Genomic DNA, 26,808 nt, shown 5'->3' with positions numbered 1-26,808 from the left:
TTTGAAATAGAATACCAAATCTACCTCTTCTATCAGCAAGAACTTTTTATCATTTATGGGTGTTTACGTACATCTGTCAGACATTTTCGGTAATATAATTTTCCGCTTGTTGTAATGCTTCGGATATTTTTTGCGGGTCTTTTCCACCTGCCTGTGCCATGTCAGGTCGTCCGCCACCGCCACCGCCACAAGCTTCGGCAGCTTGCTTAATGAGTTTTCCGGCATGTAGTCCTGTTTCCACAAGATCCTTGGAGATTCCTGCAGCTAATTGTACCTTTTGGTTATTTTCTGCTGCTAGCAGAATGACTCCTGTTCCAAGCTTTTGTTTTAGTTCATCAACCATATTGCGAAGCTGGTTCATATCTTTTACGTTAACTTTTTGTGCAAGCAACGGAACTCCGGCAATCTTTTGTGTTTTATCCAGGATTGATGTTGCTTCCAGATTGGATAATTTCGAACTGAGTGATGTGTTTTCTTTTTGTACATCTTTGATTTCCTTAAACAGCCCGTCAATTCGTTCCGGTATGTTTTCATCCGTTGTTTTTAGCAGCTGTGCCGCGTGATGAAGCACGGTTAGTTTCTGCTTGAAGAAGGAATATGCTTGCTTTGATGTAATCGCCTCAATCCGGCGCGTACCAGCACCAATTCCAGTTTCAGCAGCAATTTTAAAAATACCAATTTCTGCCGTATTTTGCACATGGCAGCCACCACAAAGTTCAATGCTATAGTCCCCAGCCTGGACGACACGAACAATGTCGCCATATTTTTCGCCAAATAGTGCCATCGCCCCAAGTTCTTTTGCTTCATCAATTTTCATGGTGTCAATGACAACCGGAATGGATTCCCAAATTTTTTCGTTCACGATTTGTTCTATTTGTTGTAACTCATCATCACTTATAGCCCCAAAATGGGAGAAGTCAAACCGCAGTCGTTCCGGAGTTACTAATGATCCCGCCTGATTCACGTGATTTCCCAGTACATCTTTTAACGCTTGATGCAATAAATGGGTGGCCGTATGATTCTTGATAATCATGGCGCGGAATTCGTTATCAACGACTGCCTTGACCTGATCACCTTTGTGTATTTGACCATCCTTTACCACACCATAATGCAAGTGCTGACCTTTAGGAGCCTTTTGGACATTTTCCACATAAACAGAGGCATGCTCTGTATAAATCCAGCCCTTGTCCGCTATTTGACCACCACTTTCCGCATAAAATGGTGACTCCTGCAGGAACAAAGCAATCTCATCACCGGCTTTTGCATTCTCCGTTTGTTCTTTTCCGTGAATAATAAGCTCAATCGTAGTTCCCGTTTCCAACACTTCATAACCAACAAATTCACTCTTAACATCCACTTGGCTCAGCATATCATCCTGGACATGCATCGAGTCCACTTTTTGTCTCGCGTTACGGGCACGTTCCCGCTGTGCCTGCATTTCTTCAGCAAAGCCAGCTTCATCAATTGTGAACCCTTCTTCAGCTACGTACTCTTCGGTCAGTTCTTTGGGGAATCCATACGTATCGTATAAACGAAACACTTCCCTGCCAGGAAACACCGTGCTGCCATTTTCTTTTTCTTTTTTGATAATGGAAGTTAAAATTTCCAGACCTTCATTTAATGTTTCGTGGAAGCGTTCTTCTTCCGTTTTGATTACTGTCTCAATATGTTCCTTTTGATTCAATACTTCCGGGTAAAAACCATGCATAATTTGACCAACAGTAGGCACCAGTTTGTACATAAATGGCTTTTCAATTCCTAGCTTTTTGGCAAACCGGACAGCACGCCGGAGTAAGCGTCGTAATACATAGCCCCTTCCTTCATTGGATGGCAATGCATTGTCTCCAATCGCAAATGCGACCGTTCGAATATGGTCAGCAATAACTTTATAGGCCGTATCTTCAGCTAAGCCTTTCCCATATTTAACTGTGGCCATTTCTTCAATCTTGCTTATAATCGGCAAAAACAGATCGGTTTCAAAGTTGGTCGGGGCATCCTGAATAACAGAAACCATCCGCTCCAGTCCCATGCCAGTATCAATATTCTTTTTTGGCAATGGTGTATAGGTGTCATCTGGATTATGATTAAACTGGGAGAACACTAAATTCCAAATCTCTAAGTAACGTTCATTTTCCCCACCGGGATATAATTCAGGATCATTAGGATCATTTCCATACTTCTCACCACGGTCATAGAAAATCTCCGTATTTGGTCCACTTGGTCCTTCTCCAATATCCCAGAAATTTTCCTCCAGCCGAATAATCCGTTCTTTCGGAAGTTTTATGTCATGAAGCCAAATATCATATGCTTCATCATCTTCCGGGTGGACAGTAACAGACAGGAGTTCGGGATTGAATCCGATCCATTTCTCATCCGTTAGAAATTCCCATGCCCATTCGATAGCTTCTTTCTTAAAGTAATCGCCAATCGAAAAATTCCCCAGCATTTCAAAAAATGTATGATGTCTCGCCGTAAAGCCAACATTTTCAATGTCATTTGTTCGAATTGCCTTTTGGGCATTGACGATTCTTGGGTTATCCGGTATCACACTGCCATCAAAGTATTTCTTTAATGTTGCCACCCCACTGTTAATCCAAAGCAGGGTTGGATCATTTTTTGGTACTAATGAAGCGCTTGGCTCCACCCGGTGACCTTTTTCTTGAAAAAAGTCCAAAAACATTTGCCGAACTTGCGCAGAAGTTAACTGTTTCATCGAACTGCCTCCATTTAATGTATGTAGTCTGGCCTTTGGCGAGTACATTACCAAACTCGCTTTCGCCAATTAAAAAAATCCCCTCTCTGCACTATGCAGGGACGAGATGCTCGCGGTACCACCCTTTTTATAAATGAATCTTCTTTTCCATTTATCACTTGTCACGATAACGGTGTGGGTACCGACGGGGTTTTCCCGCACTCCAGTTTAGCTTCCATGAGCGTTGTCTAAGGATTCCTCACAGCAAGCGGCATCCCTCTCTTATAGACAAGATAATCATGTACTTGGAACTTTCAAACGCGTTAACTATATATTACTTATGTAGCGTTATTATAGAAAACAATTAGCAAAATGTCAATGCGGGAGTGTGTCCTTATCTCTTAGTGCCCGAATGGCCATCACATGTGAGACAATGACCTTGATAATTGTCAGTATCGGCACCGCGACGATCATGCCAATCACTCCGCCGAGTTCACCACCTAACAGCAGGGCAAAAATAATCGCAATCGGATGAACAGCCACACTCTTTCCAACGATATAGGGTGACAGTAAATTACTTTCAATCAGTTGAATGACAAAAATAGCGATTAACACAAAAATAATTAGTTTTGTCGACATCGTTAATGTAATAGCAACAACTGGTACGGCCCCGATTATCGGTCCAAAATATGGAATAATATTCGTTACCCCCATAATAATGGCCAACAACAACGCATATTTAACATGAAGCAGCTGAAACGCAATCAGCGAGGCCAGACTGACAAATGCGCATACAAGTAATTGTCCGCGGATATAATCCCCCAAACTCTTATCAATGGCATGGCATAATTTACTGCTATCTCGGTGATATTTTACTGGTATCCACTTTTTCACATAGCCTTTCAACTTTGTAAAATCTTTTAAAAAATAAAATACCAGAACAGGGATTACTGTCAGAAAAACGATCATATCATAAACTTTGGTAAACCCGGCAACGACCTTCCCCACCAAATTTTCCACCTTTGTTTCCGCTCCGGCAATCAACTGGTCCATCTTATCATGAACGATTTCCGGCAAAAACGAGGTATATTCATAAAGTTGGTATACTAAATCCTGATACATACGTATAAGCTGCGGCAGCTGTTCATCCAGATCATTCAATTCATGGATCATTGCTGGATATACACGATAAATACCATATCCGCAAGCCCCAAAAAACAATAGGTAAATCATCAGGATAGCCAGTCCCTTTGGCACATGATAGCTATGTATTTTCTTGATAATCGGGTAGAGTAGATAGGCGATAAAACCGGAAATAATAAACGGTGCAAACAAATGCCAAAGAAAAGCAAGAATAACACGATAGATGGGAAACAGCTTGACAAGCAAGAAAACAAATAAAAGTACAAAAATACCGGTAATAATCCAATATAGGAAAGGAAGCGGTGACTTTGGTTTAAACATATGTCATGCCTCTCATCTTTTCGATTGATGGAAGATACACAAGCACTACCACTGTATTTTCCTTTCCTCTTCCGTAAATAAATCGTTGAGCGAACTGAGCGAGCCATCCACTTCAATCTGATGCACGGTAAGTTCATTATTGCTGTTAATCGAAAGTTCAATAAAACAATTCCAGCAATAATACTGCTGTGAACCGATTTTCCCAATATCTTTTCCTCTGCAATTCGGGCACTGCAACATCCTCATGCTCCTTTACGAACAAACGCGATTGCACCCGTATAGAACCAAGATTCATCTGACGTGGGCCTGCTAAGCAAATCCCTAAAAACGGAATCTAGTAATGGGTACTGCAGGAATGGATCATCATGAAGATCCATCCTTAACGCTACGTTCCAAAATATCGATTATTACTGTAGCGTAACCGCGAATCCGCAAAAATATACCCTGAATCACATAAAATCGTAAGGAGTAATTTCTATTTCTTCGTTATTAGCGTCTTGCTCATCTGGCTTCGGCAATCGTTCGTGCATCCGTTCCTGGAGGGTAGTATACCTAATATTCGTATCAATTGTTCGTATCCCGCGAAGAAAGGCATCTGACTGACCGCAAATAATTAGGGACTGTTTACTTCTGGTAACCGCAGTATACAACAGATTTTTCCGCAGCATCCGATTGTATGCGGACACGACAGGTAAAATGACAATGGGAAATTCGCTTCCCTGTGATTTATGAATCGAAATGCAATAGGCATGCATCAGATTCACATAATCCTTTCGTTCGTAAACAACCTCTCGCGTATCAAAGGCGATCACTAATTGTTCCACTTGATCGGTATTTTCATCCTCTGTGAAAATAGCTACCACTTCTCCAATATCACCATTAAACACATGATCCTCGGGTTGATTAACCAATTGAATCACCTTATCTCCAACCCGAAATATTGCATCCTGGGTCTTTACTTCCCTTTTTTGATTCGTCTTTGGATTAATGACTTGCTGCAGGTGTTTGTTAATCATCGTGATACCCGCTTGCGTGCGGTACATGGGAGCAAGCACCTGGATATCTTTTACATCGAGCCCTTTTTCACGTGCCTTTTGATAGATGGTTTCAATGCAATAAACAACTTGTAATTCATTACATGAAATAAAACTGAAATCCTTTGCTTGCTGTAACGATTCATTGCTACATGTATCATGCTTGATCTGGTGTGCCAACTGAATAATCTTTGAGCCTTCTTTCTGACGGTAGACCTCATTCAAACTGACAAACGGAATCAACGCACTTGCAAGTAAGTCACCCAACACCTGACCAGGCCCCACTGATGGCAGCTGGTCTTCATCTCCTACCAGTAGAACCTGCATATCATCTGGAATGGCTTTAAACAAATGATTGGCCAGCCAAATGTCAACCATGGAAAATTCATCAATAATGATAAACTTCCCTTCTAATGGCTCTTGCTGGTCTTTTTCAAATGCATGGTCCCCATCCCAGCCAAGCAAACGGTGAATCGTCATTGCTGGAAGTCCGGTAGACTCATGTAAACGTTTTGCTGCTCGGCCTGTTGGCGCCGTCAAGATAAATGGAAAATCAGATTGATGATCATAATCCTTGGGGTTCAGTGATAAATCGTGGATTTCGGCATATGCTTTTAATATTCCTTTGACAACAGTTGTCTTCCCAGTACCCGGTCCCCCAGTTACAATCATTATCTTGGAGTCAAGTGATTGATGGATTGCCTGAAACTGTTCTTTTCCATAGCTTAATATTTCTTCATCTTCAATCGCACCAATAATTTTCATTAATTCGGCTAACGATGTTTGCTGTTCAACAGGTTTTTCAACTAATCGCTTCAAATGGGAGACAAAACCATCTTCGGCATAATATAGCGATGGTAAATAAACATTTCCATTATACAAAATAAGTTTTTTCTCCTTGTTCAGTTCCTCCAAACGTTCCATGATCGTTTCCTCTGTTAACGGGGAACCTGGATGATGGAGTAACTGGATAACCTGCTTCATACATTCCGAAAGCGGCAGAAAAACATGGCCATCTGGCACACTTTTTTCCAGTATATAGATACAGCCAGCCCCTATCCGATTGGGATGGGTCAGCGAAAGGCCATTTTGCCGGGCAATTTCATCTGCTTTTTGAAATCCAAATCCTTCCACATCGAAGACATATTGATAGGGATCAGCATGCAGCTGATTGACCGCTTCTTCCTGATATACTTGATAGATTTTCTGAGCCAGTTTCAACCCAACACCAAATGTTGCTAATTGAACAACGACATGTTCAAAGCCTTCATTTTCTTGTAAATTTTTAACAAGCGATTCCCGGTTCTCTTTCTTAAGTCCTGGGATCTCGTCCAGCACCGATGGATTCGTTAAAATCGTTGAAATTGCGGTTTCACCTAAATGATCAACAATACGATTCGCACTTTTTTTCCCAATGCCATGAAATAAACTACTAGATAAATAAGCAACTAAGCCATCTTTTGTACTGGGTGTGACGGTTTGATAGGAGTTCACTTGATATTGCAGCCCAAATTTGACATGGCGCTCAAATTGTCCGTAAAAGCAGTATGTCTTTCCTGTGATCAAGTTAGCAAAATATCCTTTCGCCACGACATCTTTTTCGCGATAATCCTCATTCGTGTCGCGAACTTTTATCTTGGCAATGGAAAAATGTTCTGCCTCATTATGGAAAATGGTATATAACAGTTCACCCGTTATATACCCTCTCGTGTATTCATTGCTATTGGTGTTGGTGCTGGTTTCATTTGTCATCACAACTACCTCGCGATCTTACCCTTCATTATGCTTCATTAGCTCATCCACTTTTTTCTTTCCATTGGCAGCCAATAGATGATCCGGCTGTATTCGCAGTGCTTCATTAAAATGTGTTTGGGCGTTTTTAGGTTTATCATCATACAAATCGATAATCCCAAGATTATAATGGGCATCACTGTGTTCTGGATTATGTGATAACACTCGTTTAAAAACAGGCTCCGCTTCTGTAATATGATCACTTTGCGCTAACGCCAGTCCATATTGAAACAATAACTCATCATCATCTGGATCCAGTTCCGTTGCTCGGAGTAAATATGGCAATGCCAGCTTAAACTGCTCGCACTTTTGCAATGTTAATCCAAGCATATAATACACATCGGCAACTTCCGCACCTAGTTCAATTGCTTTTTGAAAGTTCTCCTGGGCTTTATTATAGATCGATTGTTCAAAGTATAAATTTCCCAAACCATAATAAGCCGTTGCGGCATATTTATCCAGAGAAATCGCCTTTTCAAAAAATCGTTGCGCCCTTGTTAAATCATTGATGTGCATTAATAAATTCCCAAAATTCGTATAGCCTACCGGATCATGGGGATGTTCTTCAATGAATGCATGAAAAAGTTTTGCTGAAGTTTCATAGTCTCCCTCTTGCATTGATGCAATTGCTTGCTGATTTTTATCCAACATGTAACACCCTTTTTATCGAAAGATAGAGTCTTTCTTGTCAGCTAGACTCGTTCGTTTACCCGACATAATCGAGATACTGTTCGCCTTTGATAATTTCATCAATCGTTCCACCGCCGAGGCATACGTCGCCACGATAAAAAACAACGGATTGTCCAGGGGTGATCGCACGTTCTTGTTTGTCAAACATCACCTTAACATCTCCATTGTCCAATGGATAGACTGTTACCCTACTATCCTGCTGACGATAACGGAACTTAGCTGTACATGTAAATGGTGCAGCTAAATCAACCGGATTGATCCAGTTTACATCTGAAGCGATTAACCCGTCGGAATACAGTGCGTCATTCGTAAAGCCTTGTTCCACGTACAGTACATTGTCTTCAAGGTTCTTTCCAACGACAAACCATGGATCACCCGCGCCACCAATACCAAGTCCCTGCCGTTGACCAAGCGTGTAATACATCAAACCTTCATGCATTCCCTTCACCACCCCGGATAATGTTTGCATCTCTCCCGGTTGTGCAGGCAAATATTCACTTAAAAATTCTTTGAAATTGCGCTCACCGATAAAGCAGATACCTGTACTATCTTTTTTCGTGGCGGTTGCTAAGTTGTGCTGTTTAGCAATTTCACGCACCTCTGTTTTTGGTAACGCCCCAAGTGGGAACATGACCTTTGCCAGTACATCTTCGGTTAATTGATTCAAAAAATACGTCTGATCTTTATTCGAATCCACACCGCGCAGCATTTGATAGTGCCCATCCTGATAACGCACTTGTGCATAGTGTCCTGTTGCTACATAGTCAGCTCCAAGGGACAAGGCATGGTTCAAAAAGGCTTTAAACTTAATTTCTTTATTGCATATCACATCCGGATTTGGGGTTCTCCCTGCTTGGTATTCATCCAGAAAATACGTAAACACTTTATCCCAATATTGCTTTTCAAAGTTGACTGCGTAATACGGGATGCCGATTTGATTACATACCCTCACAACATCATCAAAATCTTCGGTTGCCGTACATACGCCGAAGTCATCCGTATCATCCCAATTTTTCATGAAGATGCCGACCACATCATAGCCTTGCTCTTTAAGAAGCAGTGCTGTAACGGAAGAATCCACCCCTCCACTCATTCCAACAACAACCCGGGTATCTTCCTTTTTCTTCATGTTGTTCCCTACCTTTCGTCTGCCGTTAATCGTTTTACTATTTTCGCTACACGCTTGGCGGCGGTTTTCACATTTTCCATTGTGTTGGCCGCACCAAAACTGAAACGAATCGAGTTCGTTGTTCGTTCATCATCCGCTCCATAAAGGGCTGATAGAACGTGTGATGGTTCCACTGATCCTGCTGTACATGCACTGCCACTTGATGCAGCAATTCCATCAAGATCGAAATTTGTTAACAATGCTTCCACATTCGTACCGGGGAAACTAATGTTGACAATTGTTGGTAACGCAGAGTCCAAATCACCATTGATGTGCATCGTGATTCCTTCCTCGTCAAGCGTGTGGAGAAATAATTCTCTATACTGCTTGTACCGCTCATACCGATCCTGACGAGCGGCAATACTCAACTCTACTGCTTTTTGCAACCCTACTGCTCCAACAACATTCTCCGTGCCTGCCCGACGCTTTCGTTCCTGTTCTCCACCAAATTGCAGGCGGTTGAGAATAACACCGTTTCGCACATACAAAAAACCAATCCCTTTTGGCCCATTCAACTTATGCGCGGAAACAGACAGCAAATCGATACCCAGTTCATTTACAGATAGTTCCAATAATCCATATGCCTGCACCGCATCAGTATGGAAATATGCCTGATGGTTCTGAAGTAACGCACCAACTTCCGCTATCGGCTGAATGATGCCCGTTTCATTGTTAACCGTCATGATGGAAACAAGGATCGTATCCTCTGTAAGTGCCTGTTCCAAATCCTTTAGGGAAACTTTTCCATCCGGATAAATAGGTAAATATGTTACCCGAAAGCCATTTTGTTCTAAGTTTTCTAACGTGTGCAATGTAGCATGGTGTTCCTGGGCAGTGGTAATGATATGATTGCCTTTTTCCCGATTCGCCAAAGCCGTACCAATAATTGCCAGGTTATCGGATTCTGTTCCACCGCTGGTAAAGATGATTTCCTTTTCCTCTGCACCAATGCTTTCAGCCAAGACATGTCTAGCCTCGTCCAAGTAATGTCTTGCTTTACGACCAAACGAATGGACACTTGACGCATTACCAAATACTTCTCCATAGATCGGATACATGGCATCCAGTACCTCTTTGGCTACCGGTGTTGTTGCCGCATGGTCCAAATAAATTACTTCCATTTTACCTTTCCTTCCTGATTGTATGGACTATTAAATATAGAACATATATGAATCTTGTTGCTGATCATGTTCATGATTTTTTAAATCTTCCAATGTCGTCGTGTCTAGCACATCCTTAACGGCATCTCTGACCCTTAACCATAATGCTTGTTGTGCTGGTTCTTCATTCTCGATACCTTCCACCAGCGTGATCGGTCCTTCTAACACGCGAATGACATCGCCAGCGGTTATTTCTTTTGACTGTTTCGCTAAAATATACCCGCCATATGCGCCCCGGATACTCTTGACCAGCCCAGCATTGCGCAGTGGCGAGGCGAGTTGCTCTAAATAATGTTCAGATAATTGCTTCTCCCGGGCGATTTGCTTTAACGATATCGGACCCTCTCCAACGCATCTCGCAAGTTCAATCATGATCGTCAAACCATATCGGCCTTTAGTAGATATTTTCATTTCAAACACCTCAATAATCTTCATTAACATTCTGGTATTGTCTGTCAAAAGCTGTGTATCACAACAGCTTCAATCATCAACCATTCTCTTATGTGCTATTATAGCACGGATGGTTGTTCCTTGCATTTTTACAAATCGGCAATTAGGCTTAATATGAAGTATTCCACGGATACCATCTTAACCATTCTCTTTATTAGTAAAGCAATATTATATTATATAAAAAGGAAGATTCAAATGAAACAAAAACCACTTGCATATCGGATGCGTCCGACACATATCCAGGAAATAATTGGACAAGAACACTTAGTTGGCGAGGGGAAAATCCTTCGCCGAATGATCGATGCCGAGCGGCTTGCCTCCATGATTTTATTTGGACCACCAGGAACAGGAAAAACATCAATGGCCTATGCCTTAGCCAAAACACTCGGGATCAAGGTAAAAATGCTCAATGCAGTAGTAGATAAAAAGAAAGATATGGAAATTGTTGTGGAAGAGGCAAAAATGACAGGACAGGTCGTGTTGATTCTTGACGAGGTTCACCGTTTGGATAAGGCAAAACAGGATTTTCTTTTGCCGCATGTAGAAAGTAACCTAATAACCCTCATCGGCTGCACCACCAGTAATCCATATCACTCTATTAATCCAGCGATTCGCAGCAGATGCCACCTGTTTGAGTTACATGGGTTAAGCAATGAAAATATAAAAACTGCCATCAAGCGAGCGCTGACCGATACAAACAATGGATTGGGTGACCAGGATGTTGACATAACGAATGATGCCCTTTCCCATATGGCCTTCGCAGCTAATGGCGACATGCGGTCAGCTTTAAACGGACTGGAATTAGCTGTCGCATCAACACCGAAGAACAACGAAGATAAGATTATGATCACCCTGGATATTGCGGAAGAGTGCATGCAAAAGAAAAGTTTTTCCCATGATAAGGACGGGGATGCGCATTATGATGTCTTGTCCGCATTTCAAAAATCCATCAGGGGCAGTGATGTTGATGCAGCATTACATTATTTGGGACGTTTAATCGAAGCAGGTGATCTGGACAGTATCGCCCGTCGCATGGTTGTTTGTGCGTATGAGGATATCGGATTGGCGAATCCCCAAGCAGGCCCCCGCGCACTTGCCGCGGTCCAGGCAGCTGAACGGTTAGGTTTCCCGGAGGCCCGTATACCACTGGCAGTTGCCATTACCGAACTTGCGTTATCGCCAAAATCAAATACCGCCTACAAAGCAATGGATGCTGCTTTAAGCGATATTCGCAGCGGCAAAAGCGGAGAAATTCCTAATCATTTAAAAGACGCCCACTATCAAGGAGCGAAAAAACTTGGCCGGGGCGTGGAATATCAATATCCGCATAATTTCGAAGGTGGCTGGGTCAATCAGCAATATTTACCTGATACCATCAAGAACAAGCACTATTATCAACCGAAAAACGCTGGCAAATTTGAACAAGCATTAAAACAGGTATATGAAAAAATACAGGCAGCTAAATCATAATATAAACTAGTTAGGTATATTTCCTTTTTCGAACGGTCACAATAGATACTAGATAATCAGTCTATGGAATGATGTGCTATTGATTTGTTACTCGATAAAGGAGATGAAGATTTTGGTTAAAGTTAGACAAGATGCATGGTCACATGAAGATGATCTACTATTAGCAGAGACGGTATTACGACACATTAGGGAAGGCAGTACCCAACTAAACGCGTTTGAGGAAGTTGGAGATAAACTGAATCGCACGTCAGCGGCTTGCGGATTTCGCTGGAATGCTGAAGTACGCACAAAATACGATCATGCTATTGATCTTGCAAAGAGACAACGAAAAGAAAAGAAACGAGCCATGGCTCAAAACACACCGAAGCAACAGAAACCAGCAATTGCGTTACCGCAGCTTTATGAGGAATTGGAAACAACAATCACCTCAGCAGAGCCTGTAGAGACGACTGTTCCAGGTGAGGTATCTGCAAATGAGCCGGCAATGTCCCTGGATATGGTCATTCAATACCTGAATGGACTAAAAAAAGACTATCATGCTTCGAATCAATCAAAACGCAGCCTGGAAGAAACACAAAAGGAAAATACGATGCTTCAGGAACAGGTGCAGGAATTAGAAAGGAAATTGGCGCAGACAGAGGAGCAGCTTGCTACCATTCAAGAGGATTACCAAGTGTTCATGCAGATTATGGATCGCGCACGGAAAATGACCGTATTCGAGGACCAAGGTACCATGAAGCCTCCTGCGTTTCGAATGGATAAAAATGGTAATCTGCAACAAATAGCGCATAGTTCGAATCAATAACGCTATCATTCATGTAGCAGGAATTTGCGATGAGTTGTGAAGCAAGAAGCCTGCTACCATTAAGATGAGATAAAAAACTCTTCCATTTAGGAAGAGTTTTTTAATTTCCGGCAATCCCGATTGTGCCGTTTAATTCCTGTTTTGATCCCGCTCTTGGCAGGTGGGTGCTCTGTTCCAAACTTTGTACGTCCTCATTTTAAGTAAGTAGAGGCTTGCACGCAGTCAAGAAACGTTAAGCTCCCGAATGTATTATTGTTCGGTCAAAACGAATATACATAAACGAACACATCAGGATTGAGCTGGAATTGCTATGAAAAACGCAAATCAAGCTTCATTTGTAAAATGATCATATCATATCCAGCCAATATTTTCAATATTTAACCTTATGGAAATTAAATTACATTTGTTGCAGATCTAAAACAAAGCTTATTTTTCTTCATCTATTTCTTTCAGCTGAATAGAAAGTTCGTCCAATTGTTTTGTACTTACTTCACTCGGTGCATCGGTTAATAGATCAGAAGCTGATGCCGTTTTCGGGAATAAAATAGTATCCCGCATATTCGACGTTCCTGCTAATAGCATGATAATTCGATCCAATCCAAGCGCAATTCCTCCATGTGGCGGTGCCCCATATTCCAATGCATCCAGCAAAAAGCCAAATTGTTCTTCAGCCTGCTGTTTGGTAAATCCCAATACGTCAAACATGGTATCTTGTTGTTCCCGTTTATAATTTCTTAGCGATCCACCACCAAGTTCATAACCATTCAATACAATGTCATAAGCAATGGCCTTTACACTGGCTGGATCAGAGGCCAATTTATTCAAATCCGCTTCTACCGGCATGGTAAATGGGTGGTGTGCTGCCGAGTATCTCCCCGCTTCTTCATCATATTCCAAAAGCGGCCAGTCCGTTACCCACAAGAAATTATATTGCGATTCATCAATCAAGTTTAATTGCTTGCCAAGCTTCAGCCGTAATGCGCCAAGACTATCATATACAATGCTTGTTTTATCCGCACAAAATAGCAAGAGATCCCCTTCTGTCGCCTCTGCTCGTTCAACTAGACTCGTTTTTTCCTCATCTGATAGAAATTTGGCGATCGGCCCTTTCACCTCGCCATTTTGCAGTTTAAGCCACGCCAATCCTTTCGCTCCGTAGACATTAACAAATTCGGTCAGCTTGTCAATGTCTTTTCGGGAAAATGCGGCTGCCTGCTGCTTCACATTCAGTAGACAAACCTTGCCGCCATTTTCGATTGCACGTTGAAACACAGCAAAATCTGAATCCTGTACAATATCTGAGACGTGGATTAATTCTAAAGCAAATCGGGTGTCCGGTTTATCCGAACCATAGCGCTGCATTGCCTCATCATAGGAAAGCCGTGGAAATGGTATCGCAACATCCAACCCTTTTACTTCCTTCATCACTTTTTTCATCATGCGCTCCGTCATTTCCATAATATCGTCGCTTGACATAAAGGATGTTTCAATATCGATCTGTGTAAATTCCGGTTGCCGGTCAGCTCGTAAATCTTCATCACGGAAACAGCGGGCAATTTGATAGTACTTTTCAAATCCGGACATCATAATCAACTGTTTAAACAATTGTGGTGACTGTGGTAACGCATAAAATTCACCAGCATGTACCCTGCTTGGGACAAGGTAATCGCGTGCTCCTTCGGGTGTACTTTTCGTCAGAATCGGCGTTTCCATCTCCAGAAAACCTTCATCGTTTAAAAAATTCCGTACCGTTTGTGTTGTTTGATGGCGTAGTTTGAAAGTGTGTTGTAAGGTATTTCGCCGCAAATCCAAATAACGATATTTCAAACGCAAATCTTCGCTGACATCTGTCTCATCCTGAATCATAAATGGAGGATTTTTTGCTTTATTTAACACGATCAGATCCGTAGCAATGACTTCAATATGACCTGTTGCCATTGCCTCATTCACGGTTGATGCATCTCGTTTGACTACGTTCCCTTTCATTTCCACCACATATTCGTTACGAACATCTTCGGCAGTGGCCAGAGCTTCCGCTGAATATGCTGGATTAAATACGACCTGAACCACACCTGAACGATCCCGCAAATCGATAAAAATCAATCCACCTAAATCACGACGCTTTTGTACCCAGCCTTTCAATATAACTTCTTTATCAATATGTGCTTCTGTTAATGTTCCTGCTGGTATTCGTTGATTCATTATTCCTTTCCTCCCTGGAGCAATTCGTTCATTTCATCACCCAAACCCGATAGAGCCACTTCCCGCTGTTCCCCGGTTTGCATTGATCTTATCGTGATGACCTGTTTGGCCAATTCTTCTTCACCAAGAATCAGTACAAATTTCGCGTGTAAGCGATCAGCTGTTTTTAATTGAGCTTTCATTTTTCGCCCTTGATAATCCTGATCCACCTGGATTCCTTGTTTCCTTAACTCAAAAACTAGTGAAACCGCCCGTCTTTGTGGTTCATCCCCAACAGCAACAAGATAACAATCCAACTCCTCGTCAACAGGGATCGAAATATCCTCTGCCTTCATGGCGAGCAGTAATCGTTCCAGCCCCATACCAAAACCGATCCCTGGTGTATCAGGTCCGCCGAATTCCTCGGTAAGCCCATTGTACCGGCCACCGCCACACAAGGTTGTAATCGCACCAAATCCTTCTGCGTCACTCATGATTTCAAATGCCGTGTGATTGTAATAATCCAGCCCGCGAACAAGATTTTGATCGACTGTATATGGAATACCCATCTGCGTTAAGTAGTCTTTTAATTGTTCAAAATAGCTCGCTGATTCCGCATTTAAATAATCAAGTATAGATGGAGCAGTTTTCATTGCCGGGTGATCCCGATCCTTCTTACAATCCAAAATACGTAACGGGTTTTGCGTTAACCGGGTTTGACAGTCCGTACAAAGTTCCTCTTTATGCGGTGTAAAGTGCTCCACTAGCGCTTGACGATAGTTTGCGCGACTTTCCTTATCGCCAAGACTATTAATGACAAGGTTAAGTGATTTTAAACCAAGCTCCTGATAACATGTCATAGCAAGCGCAATGACCTCCGCATCGACCGCTGGGTCCGCACTTCCCAACACTTCCACCCCAAATTGATTGAGTTGCCGCATCCGGCCTTGCTGTGGTCGTTCATAACGAAACATCTGCATGAAATAAAACAGTTTCACCGGTTGAATGGCTGACCCATACAATTTGTGTTCAACAAAGGCACGGACGACCGCCGCTGTCCCTTCAGGCCTAAGTGTAATACTCCGTCCGCCGCGATCCAGAAACGTATACATTTCTTTTTGAACAATATCAGTCGAATCACCTACACCCCGCTGAAATACTTCCGTATGTTCAAAAAGCGGTGTGCGAATTTCTTCGTAGTGAAATCGATCGCAAATATCTTTGATTACTTTTTCAATGTATTGCCAGTTTTTGACGTCATCAGGTAGAATATCATTCGTCCCTCGTGGTGCTTTCATGTTCATGACCATACCTCCAATAAAGTGAAATAAATAAAAAAACCCCCATCCCTTATATAAAGGGACGAGAGTTAACCCGCGTTGCCACCCTGATTGATACAATAGTATCCACCTTGTACAGTTAACGCCTGCAGAACGTCAATACCTAGTGAAATAAATCCCAACCTGTCCAAGGATATGGAATACCCGACTTTTGTGGTTCTGGGACGATTGCATGTCAGTATTGAACCTGAGGAGTGTCTTTCATTGGATCACAATGTAAAAATGCTTTCAGCCATTGGCATTCTTTCTCTGTTCATCTGGGTTCCAACTACTTGTTCCCTTGACGGTGTCAAATTTAAAAAAGAATTTTCATATTCGTAAAATCATGCTCGTGATTATTGAACACTATTGCTGATTCAATTTAATGATTATAATCATAAGCGGTGTGAAAACGAAAGTCAAGCACGAATGATTTTTTTCTTTAACATTTTTACTTCTCCTAACGTAATTCCCAATTCCTGTGCTATTTCCATATGATTTGTATTGCCTTCCAACTCCATAAACCGATGAAAATTAATTCCATATATATCCTTGTTCTGAGCAGTGGTCCAATGTTTTTCAGCGTATCGCATGTACATTCCTCCTTGCCATAGTTTTGCCTTTTATGCATTTTTTATTACGCCAGAAGACATAATATAAGCAGAGCAAGGAGGAAATCATTTGCGTACTTGGCGAAGACTTATCATATGCGTTTGTATGATAGTGATTGTACATACATATCCGATTGATAAACAAAAAGCTAATACAGACGATGCCGTACCGGAAACGATCACAACCGCAGCTGGTCATTCACAAAATCGAACAGGTTTGGCTACAGGCGTTAACATGATAAAAAAGGGAGACCGGCTTAAAATTACCCATGATGATATCATCGAGTATTTGCATCCACCACCCGTAAATAAGCGCATAAAAATAAAACCCCACCTGCGACATAAGACAATCGTCATTGACCCGGGGCATGGCGGATCTGATGCGGGGGCAATTGGTGCATCAGGAGTCCTTGAAAAAGATTTGACTTTCCAAACTGCTTTACGATTACGACAAGTACTTATTATTATGGGCGCAGATGTGATCCTGACCAGAAAGCATGATGACTATGTAGCCTTAGCAAGTCGGACAAGCCTGTCGAATAGCGCTGATGCCGATGCGTTTCTCAGTATTCATTATAACAATTTTCCAGAAATGCCTGATGTAGCAGGAATCAGCACCTATTATTATGGTGATGAAAACAAGGGGTTGGCGGATCCGATACAAACAAATATGATCAAAAAAACGAAGGCAGATGATCGGGGCACTGTATCGGAGGATTTCCAGGTTCTGCGCCAAAACAAAAAAGCCGCTGTATTAGTTGAATTGGGCTTTTTATCCAACCAGACAGAGGAACAGCTGCTCGTAACAGATGTCTATCAGAAGCAACTGGTAAATGGAATAACCGAGGGCTTAATCGTGTATTTTAAAAAAAACATAACGGACTAACCAGGGACAAGCGCTTGTGGTTAGTCAGCTGTCTTTACTGTCGATGATAATCGTTACCGGGCCGGTGTTAGTAAAAGTCACATCCATCATCGCACCAAATTCACCTGTTGCAACCGGAATGTCTTGCTCACTCACAAGATTATTAAAATAATGATACAAGGCTTTTGCTTTGTCAGGTTTAGCTGCTTGGAGGAAACTCGGTCTTCTGCCTTTTTTCGTATCAGCATATAAGGTGAACTGGGATATGGACAACAATCCTCCGGCAATATCCTTTAATGATTGATTCATTTTTCCGTTCTCATCCGCAAAGATGCGCATGTTGACAATTTTATGAACAAGATATTCGGCATCTGCTTCTTTATCCTCATGGGTAACTCCAAGTAAAACGACCAGCCCTTCATCAACCTCGCCAATCGTTTCTTTATTTACCGACACATGTGCATTACGCGCCACTTGTACAACAGCTTTCATGATTCGTCCCCTTTATTCCATTTTAAAATCTTAGCTTACTGCAATGTCCGTGTTACGGTGTAAATATCTTTAATTTGTTTTACACGCTCCACAATTTTTCGTAAATGGGCTGTATTATGGACTAGGATAGTGATGGTGAAGATGGCCATTTTATTTCGATCCGATCCACCATTGACCTGTGTAATATTAGTCTTTGTTTCGTTTACTGCTTGTAACACTTCATTTAACAGGCCTCGCCGGTCATATCCAGAAATTTCCAAATCCACATGATATTGTTTTCTTTCGACTTGGTTATTTTCCCATTCTACATGTAAATAACGCTGTTTTGCTTCTTCCGTTTGAACATTCGGGCAATCCGCACGATGAACGGATACACCGCGTCCTTTGGTAATGTAGCCAACAATCGCATCACCAGGCACCGGATTACAGCATTTCGATAATCGAACTAATAAATTGTCAACACCTTCTACTTTGATGCCCGAATCCCGCTTATGTGAGGCAGGCTTTTTTTTCTCGTTCACTTCGGATTTTACTTCTTCTAATGTTTGCGACAGTTCCTGTTCTTTTTGCTTTTGCCTGCGTAACTTTTCCGTCAAGCGTGTTGCAATCAACGCTGCTGTTATTCCTTGATAACCAACTGCGGCATACATATCTTCCTCATTGGAGAAGTTAAATTTTTCAAACACCCGTTGTAAATTATCCTGTGTCAATACATCTTTGGGCTCGAATGACAATGCCTTGATTTCCTTATCAACCAGTTCTTTCCCCTTGGTAATATTTTCTTCCCGGCGTTGTTTTTTAAAAAATTGTTTAATTTTATTTTTAGCTTGGGAGGTTTGTGTTACTTTTAACCAATCGGGTGACGGCCCATACGATTGCTTGGATGTCATCATTTCAATGATATCACCGTTTTTGAGTTCATAGTCCAACGGTTCCATTTTCCCGTTAATTTTGGCGCCGACCGTTTGATTTCCGATTTCCGTATGAATTTTATAGGCAAAATCAAGTGGAACCGATCCAGACGGTAACTCAATTACGTCCCCTTTTGGTGTAAACACATATACCATATCCGAGAACAAATCCACCTTTAACGATTCCATAAATTCTTCGGCATCATGTGTTTCGTTTTGCCATTCCAGGATTTCCCTGAACCAAGTTAATTTTTCTTCAAACGACTGCTTGTCTTTATTGACCCGCTTTCCTTCCTTATAAGCCCAGTGTGCAGCAATCCCGTACTCAGCAATTTCATGCATCTCTTTCGTGCGTATTTGCACTTCTAATGGATCACCTTTGGGACCAATAACGGTAGTGTGCAATGACTGGTAAAGATTTGGCTTTGGCATGGCAATGTAATCTTTAAACCTGCCAGGCATTGGTTTCCAGCACGTATGAATAATTCCTAAGACTGCGTAACAATCCTTGATACTGTTAACAATGATCCGGACGGCAAGCAAATCGTAAATTTCATTGAATTGCTTGTTCTGCTTCACCATTTTTCGATAGATACTATACAAATGTTTTGGTCTTCCGGAGATATCTGCATGGATATGAACATCCTCTAACTGTTCATGAACCTCATCCATCACTTCTTTGATGTATATCTCACGCTGATCACGTTTTTGCCGCATTAATTGCACGATTCGATAATATTGCTGGGGGTTTAAATATCGTAATGCCGTATCTTCCAATTCCCACTTAATGGTCGATATCCCTAATCGGTGGGCCAATGGGGCAAAGATTTCCAGTGTTTCATTCGATATACGCCGCTGTTTTTCTGGTCTTAAATGTTTGAGTGTCCGCATATTATGCAGCCGATCCGCCAGTTTAATTAAGATAACACGTATATCCTTCGCCATGGCCACGAACATTTTACGGTGATTTTCTGCTTGAAGCGCTTCTTTTGATTTATATTTGATTTTCCCCAGTTTCGTTACCCCGTCAACAAGCATTGCAACTTCATGATTAAATTGTTCCTCGATTTGTTCCAGTGTAACCGTTGTATCTTCTACAACATCATGTAAAAACCCACCCGCAATCGTTTCCGGATCCATCTCCAGCCCTACTAAGATTCCGGCTACCTGAACCGGGTGGATAATATACGGCTCACCGGATTTCCGATACTGATCACGATGTGCCTCATATGCAAATTCGTATGCACGGCGAATAAACGCAGTATCCTCCTCATTAAGGTACTGTCCCGCCTCGTCTAGCACATTCTCTACTGTCATTATAGCTTCCTTTGCCATGTAATCACCTTTACTCACTACTTTAGCATTCTTTAACCTATGCCTTTTTTATTAGTATCGAAAACTTTGACGAAAAAGTAAAGAAAAAACGTTCTGTTAGATAAAAAACATTGAAATATAATAGTAAATAAACAAGTAGGCCTGACGAACATGTACCTCGTCAGACCTAACCATATATAATTCGTTACAAACGTTCCATTAATATTCCATTAAAGTTAGCACGTCATAGCCGTTTAGTTTGTCACGGCCATTTAAATACGTCAGTTCAACTAAAAAGGCACAGCCAACAACAACGCCGCCAAGCTCTTCTACTAATTTAATCGTTGCTTCTATTGTACCACCTGTTGCAAGTAAGTCATCTGTTATTAATACGCGCTGGCCTGGCTTAATGGCATCTTTATGGATCGTTAAGACATTTTTGCCATATTCTAACCCATAGTCCACTTTGATAACGTCACGTGGTAATTTGCCTTCTTTACGAACAGGGGCAAAACCAACTTCCAATGCATACGCAACCGGGCAGCCAATAATGAACCCCCTTGCCTCTGGACCGACAATCAAATCAATATCTTTTTCCTTTGAAAACATTACAATTTCATCAACAGCTGATTTAAACGCTTGGCCATTATCCATTAACGGTGTAATATCTTTAAATTGAACACCCGCTTTTGGCCAGTCTTCAACTATTTTAATATAGTTTTTATAATCCATAAATAACTTCTTCCTTCCTGTGTTCTTGGGCGTCGTCCATCCATACTGAAAACCATTGTTTTAATGCTTGATAATTGGAATAATATAGCGTCTTTTCAATTTCAGCTTGTCTTAAACGCTGTTGATAGATACGGGCATCCTGCAAATCGCGTTTCACAGGGCTCGGATTCACCCGCATAACACCACTCTCTATTTTAACAAATCCTAACTCAAAAAACACTTGTGACATAAAAATAATTCGATCTTTTGTCCATCCTCTAGCTTGCATGAGCATACTTATCTCCTGCTTCAAATCAATCGACTTACGAATGAGGATCTGCTTATAAAACCACTTAAAATCTTCTCTGGATGGGAACACTTGCATATACGTACTATTTTCCACATAGAAACAAGCATGTATACGTGATGGTTTGGTTTGTTCAATTATCTTTTCCAGCTGTTCGAATTGAGGTGGCAAATCAAACAGGTACAAGGAATTGACCGGTGTCAACGTTGTAAGATCTTCCTCATAGCTGATTGTTTTCATTTGCGTCGGGATGCGCTCAGACATTGCTTGACATACAGCTAAATTCACATTTTGCTCAAATACAGACGGTGAAATAGCAATTTCTTTCTTGCCGCGATGATCGAACAACTGCCATTCATCAATCCGTAAATCCTGAATAACGATTTGCGGTTTTCGGATCCCGTTCCATTCATTAATTCCGACTTCACCAACGACTGAGACAGCCGTCTGGGATGAAATCAGCGGATATTGTCCACCAAGTCCAAACCCGATACCATCCAATTGAGCTGTAGCATCCCTAAACTGCAATTTCAAATGCTTCTTATTATTCCCAAGCTGGCGGATATCCGTTGGAACTTGTTTGATATGAAAAACAGGTTTTGGATTAGCCATGCCAAATGGTGCAAGTTGACTTATCTCGTTTACCAGTGTTTCGTTAATTTCTGCTAGATGTAATGTTTTGCTAACTACGATTTCCTGTTTGAAGTCGTCTTCCGTCAGCTCCTGCCAGATACATTCATTTAGTCCTTCCTTTAACTTGGTAAGATTTTCTAGCGGCAATGTCATCCCTGCAGCTTGGGCATGTCCACCGAAATGGGTGAACAGTTCTCGCCATTTCATACAATGGTTAAACAAATCAAAGGCAGGTATACTACGGGCCGATCCTTTCACACGACCTTCAGCTGGATGGATGGCTAATACAATTGCCGGGCGATCATATTTTCGAACAAGCCTTGAGGCAACAATTCCAAGAACCCCTTCATGCCACCCTTCTTTCGCAACCACAATCACACCTTGCTTCGAGTCAGCAGGAACCATCGTTTCTACTTCTTTCACGATATCCGAAACAATTTTTTTGCGTTCCTCATTAAGCTGCTGAACCATTTCCGCTAATTCCGTTGCTTCAAACGGATCATCACTCACCAATAATCGAACCGCTAAATCAGCATCTTGCAGACGTCCTACCGCGTTAAGGCGTGGACCAATCAAAAATCCGATATCTTCTTCCGTAACGTTTCCCTCAATCTTACAAGTCTTTTTCAATGCTTTTAAACCGTGTCGCTTCGTTTTGCTTAAATGTTGCAATCCGTAGTAAACAAGGATACGATTCTCATCAACCAGTGGAACCATATCGGCAACTGTTCCGATTGCCACAAGGTCCAGAAACTGTTCAGGAAAATATCCCAACAATTGCTCGGCAAATTTAAAGGCTACGCCAACCCCGGCAAGCTCTTTAAATGCATAATTTGATGAACATTTCGGATGAACAATCGCAAACGCATCCGGCAGTGTAACTTGTCGCTCATGGTGATCGGTAATAATTAAATCAAGCCCCAGCTCTTTGGCTATTTCCGCTTCATGAACAGCTGCTATTCCGTTATCAACAGTAATAATGACACGATAACCGTCTGTATATGCTTTTCTAAACGCTGCTTCATTTGGGCCATACCCTTCGGTAAACCGGTTGGGGATATAATAATCACAATGAGCACCAAGTTCTTGTAAAGCTGCTAGCAGGACACTCGTTGAACTAACACCATCCGCATCATAATCCCCATAGATCAGGATCGGCTCTTGTTGATCAATTGCTTTATGTACACGTGCACAAGCCTTTTCAATCGCTGTCAAGTTATCAGGGCGATCTAAATTCTCCAGGCTAGGCGATAAAAAATCTGCCGCTTGGTCTGCAGTCGTTATTCCACGTTGTAATAAAAGTTCCCTCAGGATTGGCGATATTGTGGTGCAATCGCCTTCCCAATTCAATGATTCGTCTACCGTCATAAACTTCCATGTTGCATTACTTGATAACATACATTCACCCCTGACTTATCTATTATACACAAATAGCGTCAGGGGTCGCAATTAGAATTATTTTGGTTTATCTTCTTGTTTTTTATCATTACGATTAGTCTGCTTATGTAGTTTGTCCGTCAACCCATGTTTTTGTAGTATTTTATTCATTTCCTTATTCTCTAATTTTAGCGAGCGTATTTCCCGCTGCAAACGAAACATACGGATAGCACCAACCGCGGCGGTAATAATGCCACCCATCAACACAGAAAACAATATTACTAAAATCAGCGGAGCCCCGCCTGACCAAAATAAATAATTGACCTCGACCGTATCAACATTGGTAACCGCAAATACAGCCACAATAATCACAACAATGATTGCCAAAATCACATAACTTTGACCACGCATGAAATTCCTCCTTTTTCTTTCAACATTACCCAAGTTTAATTACAAACAAACCCCTGCTACCAAATCATGTAACAAGGGTTTGTTTCGAAAGGTCGCTTAGCAAGCCTGCTTTACGCCGCTGGGCAAGCTCGCTATGCTTTTCCTTATACCTGTGGGCCATCGATTCGTTTCTTTTTCGCGAATACGACTGGCTTTTCCTTAATTTTCCTTCCACGCCATATCAACCATAGCTGTGAGGCAAGGAAAAGGGAAGAGTACGTACCCATGATTAGTCCTACTGCCAAAGCAAGCGCAAATCCACTAATCGATTCCGCACCTAAGAACAGGAACGCTAGTACAGCAATCAAGGTTGTTACCGACGTATTAATACTACGGGTCATGGTTTGCACTAAACTGCGATTAACAATTTTTGCGAGTTCTTTAAATGATTTCACACGTTTCTTTTTCTGCAGGTTTTCCCTGATTCGGTCAAACGTTACAATCGTATCATTGATCGAATAACCGATGATGGTGAGAACCGCAGCAACAATCGTCACATCGAACTCAATTCTGGTGATACTGAAAAACGCCAAGATGAAGAATGCATCATGGATTAACGCAATGATCGCGGTAATCGCAAAGAAAAGTTCAAACCGGAATGCCACATAAATGATCATGCCGATCGAAGCAATTGCCAAGGCATATAAAGCGTTCTTCACCAGTTCTTGTCCAACAATTGGCGAGACAACACTGACACTTGGCTCTTCGCCATATTTGTCATTAAAGTGATCCTTTAACTCGGCAATTTTATCTTTATCTAATACGGTGTCATACCGAATGACAGCAACATCATTATTGTCACCTGAAATCACCGGTTTTGTCTTTGGTTTAATATCAAGCTTATCCAAGTCGTTGACAACTTCATCAGCCGTGATGGTATGATCACTCATGATTTGTACTCTGGAACCACTGGTGAAGTCAATTCCCGGATTCAACTGGAAAATGACCAAGGAAATGATCCCTAGAACCACCATCAATGATGATGCAATAAAGAACTTTTTGCGGTGTTTGACAGGATTGATTTCCCGATGGAACAGGGTAGGCTCTACCTCTGTCCGATCCCTGATATCACGAATATCCTCCTTCTTCACTCCGAACCAGCCTGGATGGTTTTTCAAGAACTTTACTTTAATCCATAGTTGCAACAATAACCTTGAGCCATAAACTGCTGTTAAGAAACTGACAACAATACTGAGTATCAACATTGTTGCAAATCCTTTGATCGAACTTGTCCCAAAAAAGAACAAGACAACAGCAGCTAAAATCGTTGTGATGTTGGCATCCAGAATCGCCCGTAATGAATTACTGGTTCCAGATTTAAAGGCCGACTGTAACGACTTGCCTTCACGAAGTTCTTCCTTTATACGTTCAAACGTGATCACGTTCGCGTCGACCGCCATCCCGACCCCGAGAATCAATGCTGCAATACCCGGCAATGTCAGAGTACCATGCATCAATTCAAAGAATAACAAAATCAGGTAAATATAAATACTTAAATTGATTGCGGCAATAAAGCCTGGGAAACGATAAACGGCAATCATAAATAAAAAGATTACACCGATACCGATAATTCCGGCAAACACTGTTTTATTTAGTGCCTGTTGTCCAAATTGCGCACCAACGGATGTAGAATATTTTTCCGTCAGATTCACCGGCAGTGATCCCGAATTAATAATGTCTGCTAACCGTTGTGCGGAATCAACCGTAAAATCCCCCGTGATCATGACGTTTGATGTATTTAGGGTTTTCGACACTTGTGGTGCAGAAATAAATTTAGGATCATCCTTTTGATATTCTTCAGCATATGAATCCCCTTTTTGGTAATCCATCCAGATAACAAGTAAATTATCAGCATATGGGGTATCCGGGTCATTCATATCTTTAATTTTTCTCGTAACATCCCCAAATTTAGACGCACTCTTTAATGACAGGGTAACCATCGGCTGCTTTGAATCCGGGTCGAAATCCTGCTTTGCGCTTCCTTCTTTGACATCGGCACCATTTAATAATTCGTTATCATTCACATCTCGAAACGATAAACGGGCTGAAGTGGACAATATGTCTCTTGCTTCATTTTGGTTTTTGACCCCGGCAAGTTGAACGCGAATGCGATTCGGTTCTTCGATATCGATATTCGCTTCACTAATACCAAGCCGGTCTACTCGCTCCGTTAGTGTCCGGACAGTAGCCTCCAATAGATTTCGGTTTACCTTCTGGCCTTCGTCAACCGGTTTTACGTCATACAGGACTTCGAAACCACCCTGCAGGTCAAGTCCTAAGTTTATTTTCTTTGTAATCCCTGAAATCGTTGTCCCAATCAATCCTGCGAATAAGAGTATGATCAGAAAAAAGGCAACGATTCTGCCTCTGTTTTTCATCTACTAGATTGCCTCCCTTTTACTACCGGTAACACGTTATGTCATCCATATCCATTGCTAAGGCATTATTCCGCCGCTTTCTCATCAATGGTTAGTGCGGCGATCGACGCCATTAAATCTTCATCCTGATACGCCTCAAGCGTTAAATAACTCATATATACATTTGTTGGAAGATGAAAGATGTCTTGTATGACCTCGTATAAATGTTTTGATGGATTTCCTTTCCATACCTTTTGCACCAAACAATTCCAAATATCGTCGTTTGTCGCCTGTCGGTAGCCTAACAGCTTCATCTCACTCGTTTTACTATCGAGAGCAGGTTTTATGCGTGATTTCCATTCATCAACAGATCGCATCATTTCCAAACGCTTCGCCTCCTGTTTCTCACGTGACATATCCATTTTTATGTAAGCGAACGCCATCTCCTTTTTAGATTTCAAATATGTAAAATCCGCTTTCTTGTCATGCTTGGCCAACTTCATAGCATATATATCATTGTATATGAAAATTTATTTTTTGAGAAGGCAGGGCCGTT

General features: G+C 41.7%; 21 protein-coding genes, 1 other RNA gene and 2 other annotated features. Of the genes, 3 read left to right on the top strand and 19 right to left on the bottom strand.

Going from position 1 to position 26,808, the window contains the following annotated elements; translation table 11 throughout:
* Positions 1-76: 76 nt before the first annotated feature.
* The 8 genes from alaS to cymR form a co-directional block, all read right to left on the bottom strand.
* Positions 77-2,713: an alanine--tRNA ligase gene (alaS, locus tag WMZ97_RS14500; protein ID WP_343272810.1), complete on the bottom strand. Its 2,637-nt coding sequence runs from the start codon at positions 2,711-2,713 to the stop codon at positions 77-79.
* 94 nt (positions 2,714-2,807) lie between these two features.
* Positions 2,808-3,020 (bottom strand) — a binding site (T-box leader).
* A 47-nt stretch (positions 3,021-3,067) separates the two neighbouring features.
* Positions 3,068-4,156, bottom strand: coding sequence for an AI-2E family transporter (locus WMZ97_RS14495; RefSeq protein WP_343272809.1), 1,089 nt, complete (start codon positions 4,154-4,156; stop codon positions 3,068-3,070).
* Positions 4,157-4,201: 45 nt separating this feature from the next.
* Positions 4,202-4,396: a hypothetical protein gene (locus WMZ97_RS14490; protein WP_343272808.1), complete on the bottom strand. Its 195-nt coding sequence runs from the start codon at positions 4,394-4,396 to the stop codon at positions 4,202-4,204.
* Positions 4,397-4,605: 209 nt separating this feature from the next.
* On the bottom strand, positions 4,606-6,942 hold the full coding sequence (gene recD2, locus WMZ97_RS14485; RefSeq protein WP_343272807.1) for an SF1B family DNA helicase RecD2: 2,337 nt from the start codon (positions 6,940-6,942) through the stop codon (positions 4,606-4,608).
* Positions 6,943-6,960: 18 nt separating this feature from the next.
* Complete coding sequence (locus WMZ97_RS14480; protein WP_343272806.1) at positions 6,961-7,632, bottom strand: tetratricopeptide repeat protein; 672 nt, start codon at positions 7,630-7,632, stop codon at positions 6,961-6,963.
* Positions 7,633-7,687: 55 nt separating this feature from the next.
* The gene (gene mnmA / locus WMZ97_RS14475) at positions 7,688-8,800 is read right to left on the bottom strand and encodes a tRNA 2-thiouridine(34) synthase MnmA (RefSeq protein WP_343272805.1); all 1,113 of its coding nucleotides are present in this window, start codon (positions 8,798-8,800) and stop codon (positions 7,688-7,690) included.
* Between the two features lie 8 nt (positions 8,801-8,808).
* Positions 8,809-9,960, bottom strand: coding sequence for a cysteine desulfurase family protein (locus WMZ97_RS14470; RefSeq protein ID WP_343272804.1), 1,152 nt, complete (start codon positions 9,958-9,960; stop codon positions 8,809-8,811).
* Between the two features lie 30 nt (positions 9,961-9,990).
* On the bottom strand, positions 9,991-10,410 hold the full coding sequence (cymR, locus tag WMZ97_RS14465; RefSeq protein ID WP_343272803.1) for a cysteine metabolism transcriptional regulator CymR: 420 nt from the start codon (positions 10,408-10,410) through the stop codon (positions 9,991-9,993).
* Positions 10,411-10,644: 234 nt separating this feature from the next.
* Between cymR and WMZ97_RS14460 the strand changes: the two genes are divergently transcribed.
* Together WMZ97_RS14460 and WMZ97_RS14455 are read left to right on the top strand one after the other, a co-directional pair.
* On the top strand, positions 10,645-11,919 hold the full coding sequence (locus WMZ97_RS14460) for a replication-associated recombination protein A (protein ID WP_343272802.1): 1,275 nt from the start codon (positions 10,645-10,647) through the stop codon (positions 11,917-11,919).
* 112 nt (positions 11,920-12,031) lie between these two features.
* Positions 12,032-12,724, top strand: coding sequence for an RsfA family transcriptional regulator (locus WMZ97_RS14455; protein WP_343272801.1), 693 nt, complete (start codon positions 12,032-12,034; stop codon positions 12,722-12,724).
* A 109-nt stretch (positions 12,725-12,833) separates the two neighbouring features.
* Here WMZ97_RS14455 and ssrS read toward each other — a convergent pair.
* The 4 genes from ssrS to WMZ97_RS14435 form a co-directional block, all read right to left on the bottom strand.
* A non-coding RNA gene (gene ssrS / locus WMZ97_RS14450) (6S RNA) lies at positions 12,834-13,022 on the bottom strand.
* Positions 13,023-13,150: 128 nt separating this feature from the next.
* Positions 13,151-14,926 carry an aspartate--tRNA ligase gene (aspS, locus tag WMZ97_RS14445; RefSeq protein WP_343272800.1) on the bottom strand — a complete coding sequence of 592 codons (1,776 nt, stop codon included), beginning with the start codon at positions 14,924-14,926 and terminating at the stop codon, positions 13,151-13,153.
* Positions 14,926-16,209: a histidine--tRNA ligase gene (gene hisS / locus WMZ97_RS14440; protein ID WP_343272799.1), complete on the bottom strand. Its 1,284-nt coding sequence runs from the start codon at positions 16,207-16,209 to the stop codon at positions 14,926-14,928. The genes aspS and hisS overlap by 1 nt, the downstream gene beginning before the upstream one ends.
* A gap of 51 nt (positions 16,210-16,260) precedes the next feature.
* Positions 16,261-16,538 (bottom strand) — a binding site (T-box leader).
* Positions 16,539-16,643: 105 nt separating this feature from the next.
* Entirely contained in the window at positions 16,644-16,817 is a 174-nt protein-coding gene (locus WMZ97_RS14435) for a hypothetical protein (RefSeq protein ID WP_343272798.1), read from the bottom strand.
* A gap of 88 nt (positions 16,818-16,905) precedes the next feature.
* Here WMZ97_RS14435 and WMZ97_RS14430 point away from each other — a divergent pair, with 88 nt between their 5' ends.
* Positions 16,906-17,721, top strand: a complete 816-nt coding sequence (locus WMZ97_RS14430; protein WP_343272797.1) for an N-acetylmuramoyl-L-alanine amidase family protein — start codon at positions 16,906-16,908, stop codon at positions 17,719-17,721.
* A gap of 24 nt (positions 17,722-17,745) precedes the next feature.
* Here WMZ97_RS14430 and dtd read toward each other — a convergent pair whose 3' ends face one another.
* The 7 genes from dtd to WMZ97_RS14395 all read right to left on the bottom strand — a co-directional run bounded on the left by dtd (position 17,746) and on the right by WMZ97_RS14395 (position 26,632).
* On the bottom strand, positions 17,746-18,192 hold the full coding sequence (dtd, locus tag WMZ97_RS14425; protein WP_343272796.1) for a D-aminoacyl-tRNA deacylase: 447 nt from the start codon (positions 18,190-18,192) through the stop codon (positions 17,746-17,748).
* A gap of 35 nt (positions 18,193-18,227) precedes the next feature.
* Positions 18,228-20,438 carry a RelA/SpoT family protein gene (locus tag WMZ97_RS14420; protein WP_343272868.1) on the bottom strand — a complete coding sequence of 737 codons (2,211 nt, stop codon included), beginning with the start codon at positions 20,436-20,438 and terminating at the stop codon, positions 18,228-18,230.
* Between the two features lie 198 nt (positions 20,439-20,636).
* Positions 20,637-21,149 carry an adenine phosphoribosyltransferase gene (locus tag WMZ97_RS14415; RefSeq protein WP_343272795.1) on the bottom strand — a complete coding sequence of 171 codons (513 nt, stop codon included), beginning with the start codon at positions 21,147-21,149 and terminating at the stop codon, positions 20,637-20,639.
* Positions 21,139-23,466 (bottom strand): single-stranded-DNA-specific exonuclease RecJ, encoded by a 2,328-nt coding sequence (gene recJ, locus WMZ97_RS14410; RefSeq protein WP_343272794.1) that lies wholly within the window; start codon positions 23,464-23,466, stop codon positions 21,139-21,141. Before recJ ends, WMZ97_RS14415 begins: the two co-directional genes overlap by 11 nt.
* A 57-nt stretch (positions 23,467-23,523) precedes the next feature.
* Entirely contained in the window at positions 23,524-23,856 is a 333-nt protein-coding gene (locus WMZ97_RS14405) for a LapA family protein (protein WP_343272793.1), read from the bottom strand.
* 143 nt (positions 23,857-23,999) lie between these two features.
* A complete protein-coding gene (gene secDF / locus WMZ97_RS14400; RefSeq protein ID WP_343272792.1) occupies positions 24,000-26,273 on the bottom strand; it encodes a protein translocase subunit SecDF in 2,274 nt (757 codons plus the stop codon).
* A 65-nt stretch (positions 26,274-26,338) separates the two neighbouring features.
* Positions 26,339-26,632 (bottom strand): post-transcriptional regulator, encoded by a 294-nt coding sequence (locus WMZ97_RS14395; RefSeq protein ID WP_343272867.1) that lies wholly within the window; start codon positions 26,630-26,632, stop codon positions 26,339-26,341.
* Positions 26,633-26,808 lie beyond the last annotated feature (176 nt).

It is taken from the genome of Lentibacillus songyuanensis (assembly GCF_039548255.1).
In the GTDB taxonomy this organism is placed as follows: domain Bacteria; phylum Bacillota; class Bacilli; order Bacillales; family Amphibacillaceae; genus Lentibacillus_C; species Lentibacillus_C songyuanensis.
This window is presented reverse-complemented; position numbering and strand designations above follow the sequence as displayed.

Coding starts and splice junctions, on each gene's coding strand:
- alaS (WP_343272810.1), bottom strand. CDS start 2,713: ATGAAACAGTTAACTTCTGCGCAAGTTCGGCAAATGTTTTTGGACTTT.
- WMZ97_RS14495 (WP_343272809.1), bottom strand. CDS start 4,156: ATGTTTAAACCAAAGTCACCGCTTCCTTTCCTATATTGGATTATTACC.
- WMZ97_RS14490 (WP_343272808.1), bottom strand. CDS start 4,396: ATGTTGCAGTGCCCGAATTGCAGAGGAAAAGATATTGGGAAAATCGGT.
- recD2 (WP_343272807.1), bottom strand. CDS start 6,942: ATGACAAATGAAACCAGCACCAACACCAATAGCAATGAATACACGAGA.
- WMZ97_RS14480 (WP_343272806.1), bottom strand. CDS start 7,632: ATGTTGGATAAAAATCAGCAAGCAATTGCATCAATGCAAGAGGGAGAC.
- mnmA (WP_343272805.1), bottom strand. CDS start 8,800: ATGAAGAAAAAGGAAGATACCCGGGTTGTTGTTGGAATGAGTGGAGGG.
- WMZ97_RS14470 (WP_343272804.1), bottom strand. CDS start 9,960: ATGGAAGTAATTTATTTGGACCATGCGGCAACAACACCGGTAGCCAAA.
- cymR (WP_343272803.1), bottom strand. CDS start 10,410: ATGAAAATATCTACTAAAGGCCGATATGGTTTGACGATCATGATTGAA.
- WMZ97_RS14460 (WP_343272802.1), top strand. CDS start 10,645: ATGAAACAAAAACCACTTGCATATCGGATGCGTCCGACACATATCCAG.
- aspS (WP_343272800.1), bottom strand. CDS start 14,926: ATGAATCAACGAATACCAGCAGGAACATTAACAGAAGCACATATTGAT.
- hisS (WP_343272799.1), bottom strand. CDS start 16,209: ATGAACATGAAAGCACCACGAGGGACGAATGATATTCTACCTGATGAC.
- WMZ97_RS14435 (WP_343272798.1), bottom strand. CDS start 16,817: ATGCGATACGCTGAAAAACATTGGACCACTGCTCAGAACAAGGATATA.
- dtd (WP_343272796.1), bottom strand. CDS start 18,192: ATGAAAGCTGTTGTACAAGTGGCGCGTAATGCACATGTGTCGGTAAAT.
- WMZ97_RS14420 (WP_343272868.1), bottom strand. CDS start 20,438: ATGGCAAAGGAAGCTATAATGACAGTAGAGAATGTGCTAGACGAGGCG.
- WMZ97_RS14415 (WP_343272795.1), bottom strand. CDS start 21,149: ATGGATTATAAAAACTATATTAAAATAGTTGAAGACTGGCCAAAAGCG.
- recJ (WP_343272794.1), bottom strand. CDS start 23,466: ATGTTATCAAGTAATGCAACATGGAAGTTTATGACGGTAGACGAATCA.
- WMZ97_RS14405 (WP_343272793.1), bottom strand. CDS start 23,856: ATGCGTGGTCAAAGTTATGTGATTTTGGCAATCATTGTTGTGATTATT.
- secDF (WP_343272792.1), bottom strand. CDS start 26,273: ATGAAAAACAGAGGCAGAATCGTTGCCTTTTTTCTGATCATACTCTTA.
- WMZ97_RS14395 (WP_343272867.1), bottom strand. CDS start 26,632: ATGATGCGATCTGTTGATGAATGGAAATCACGCATAAAACCTGCTCTC.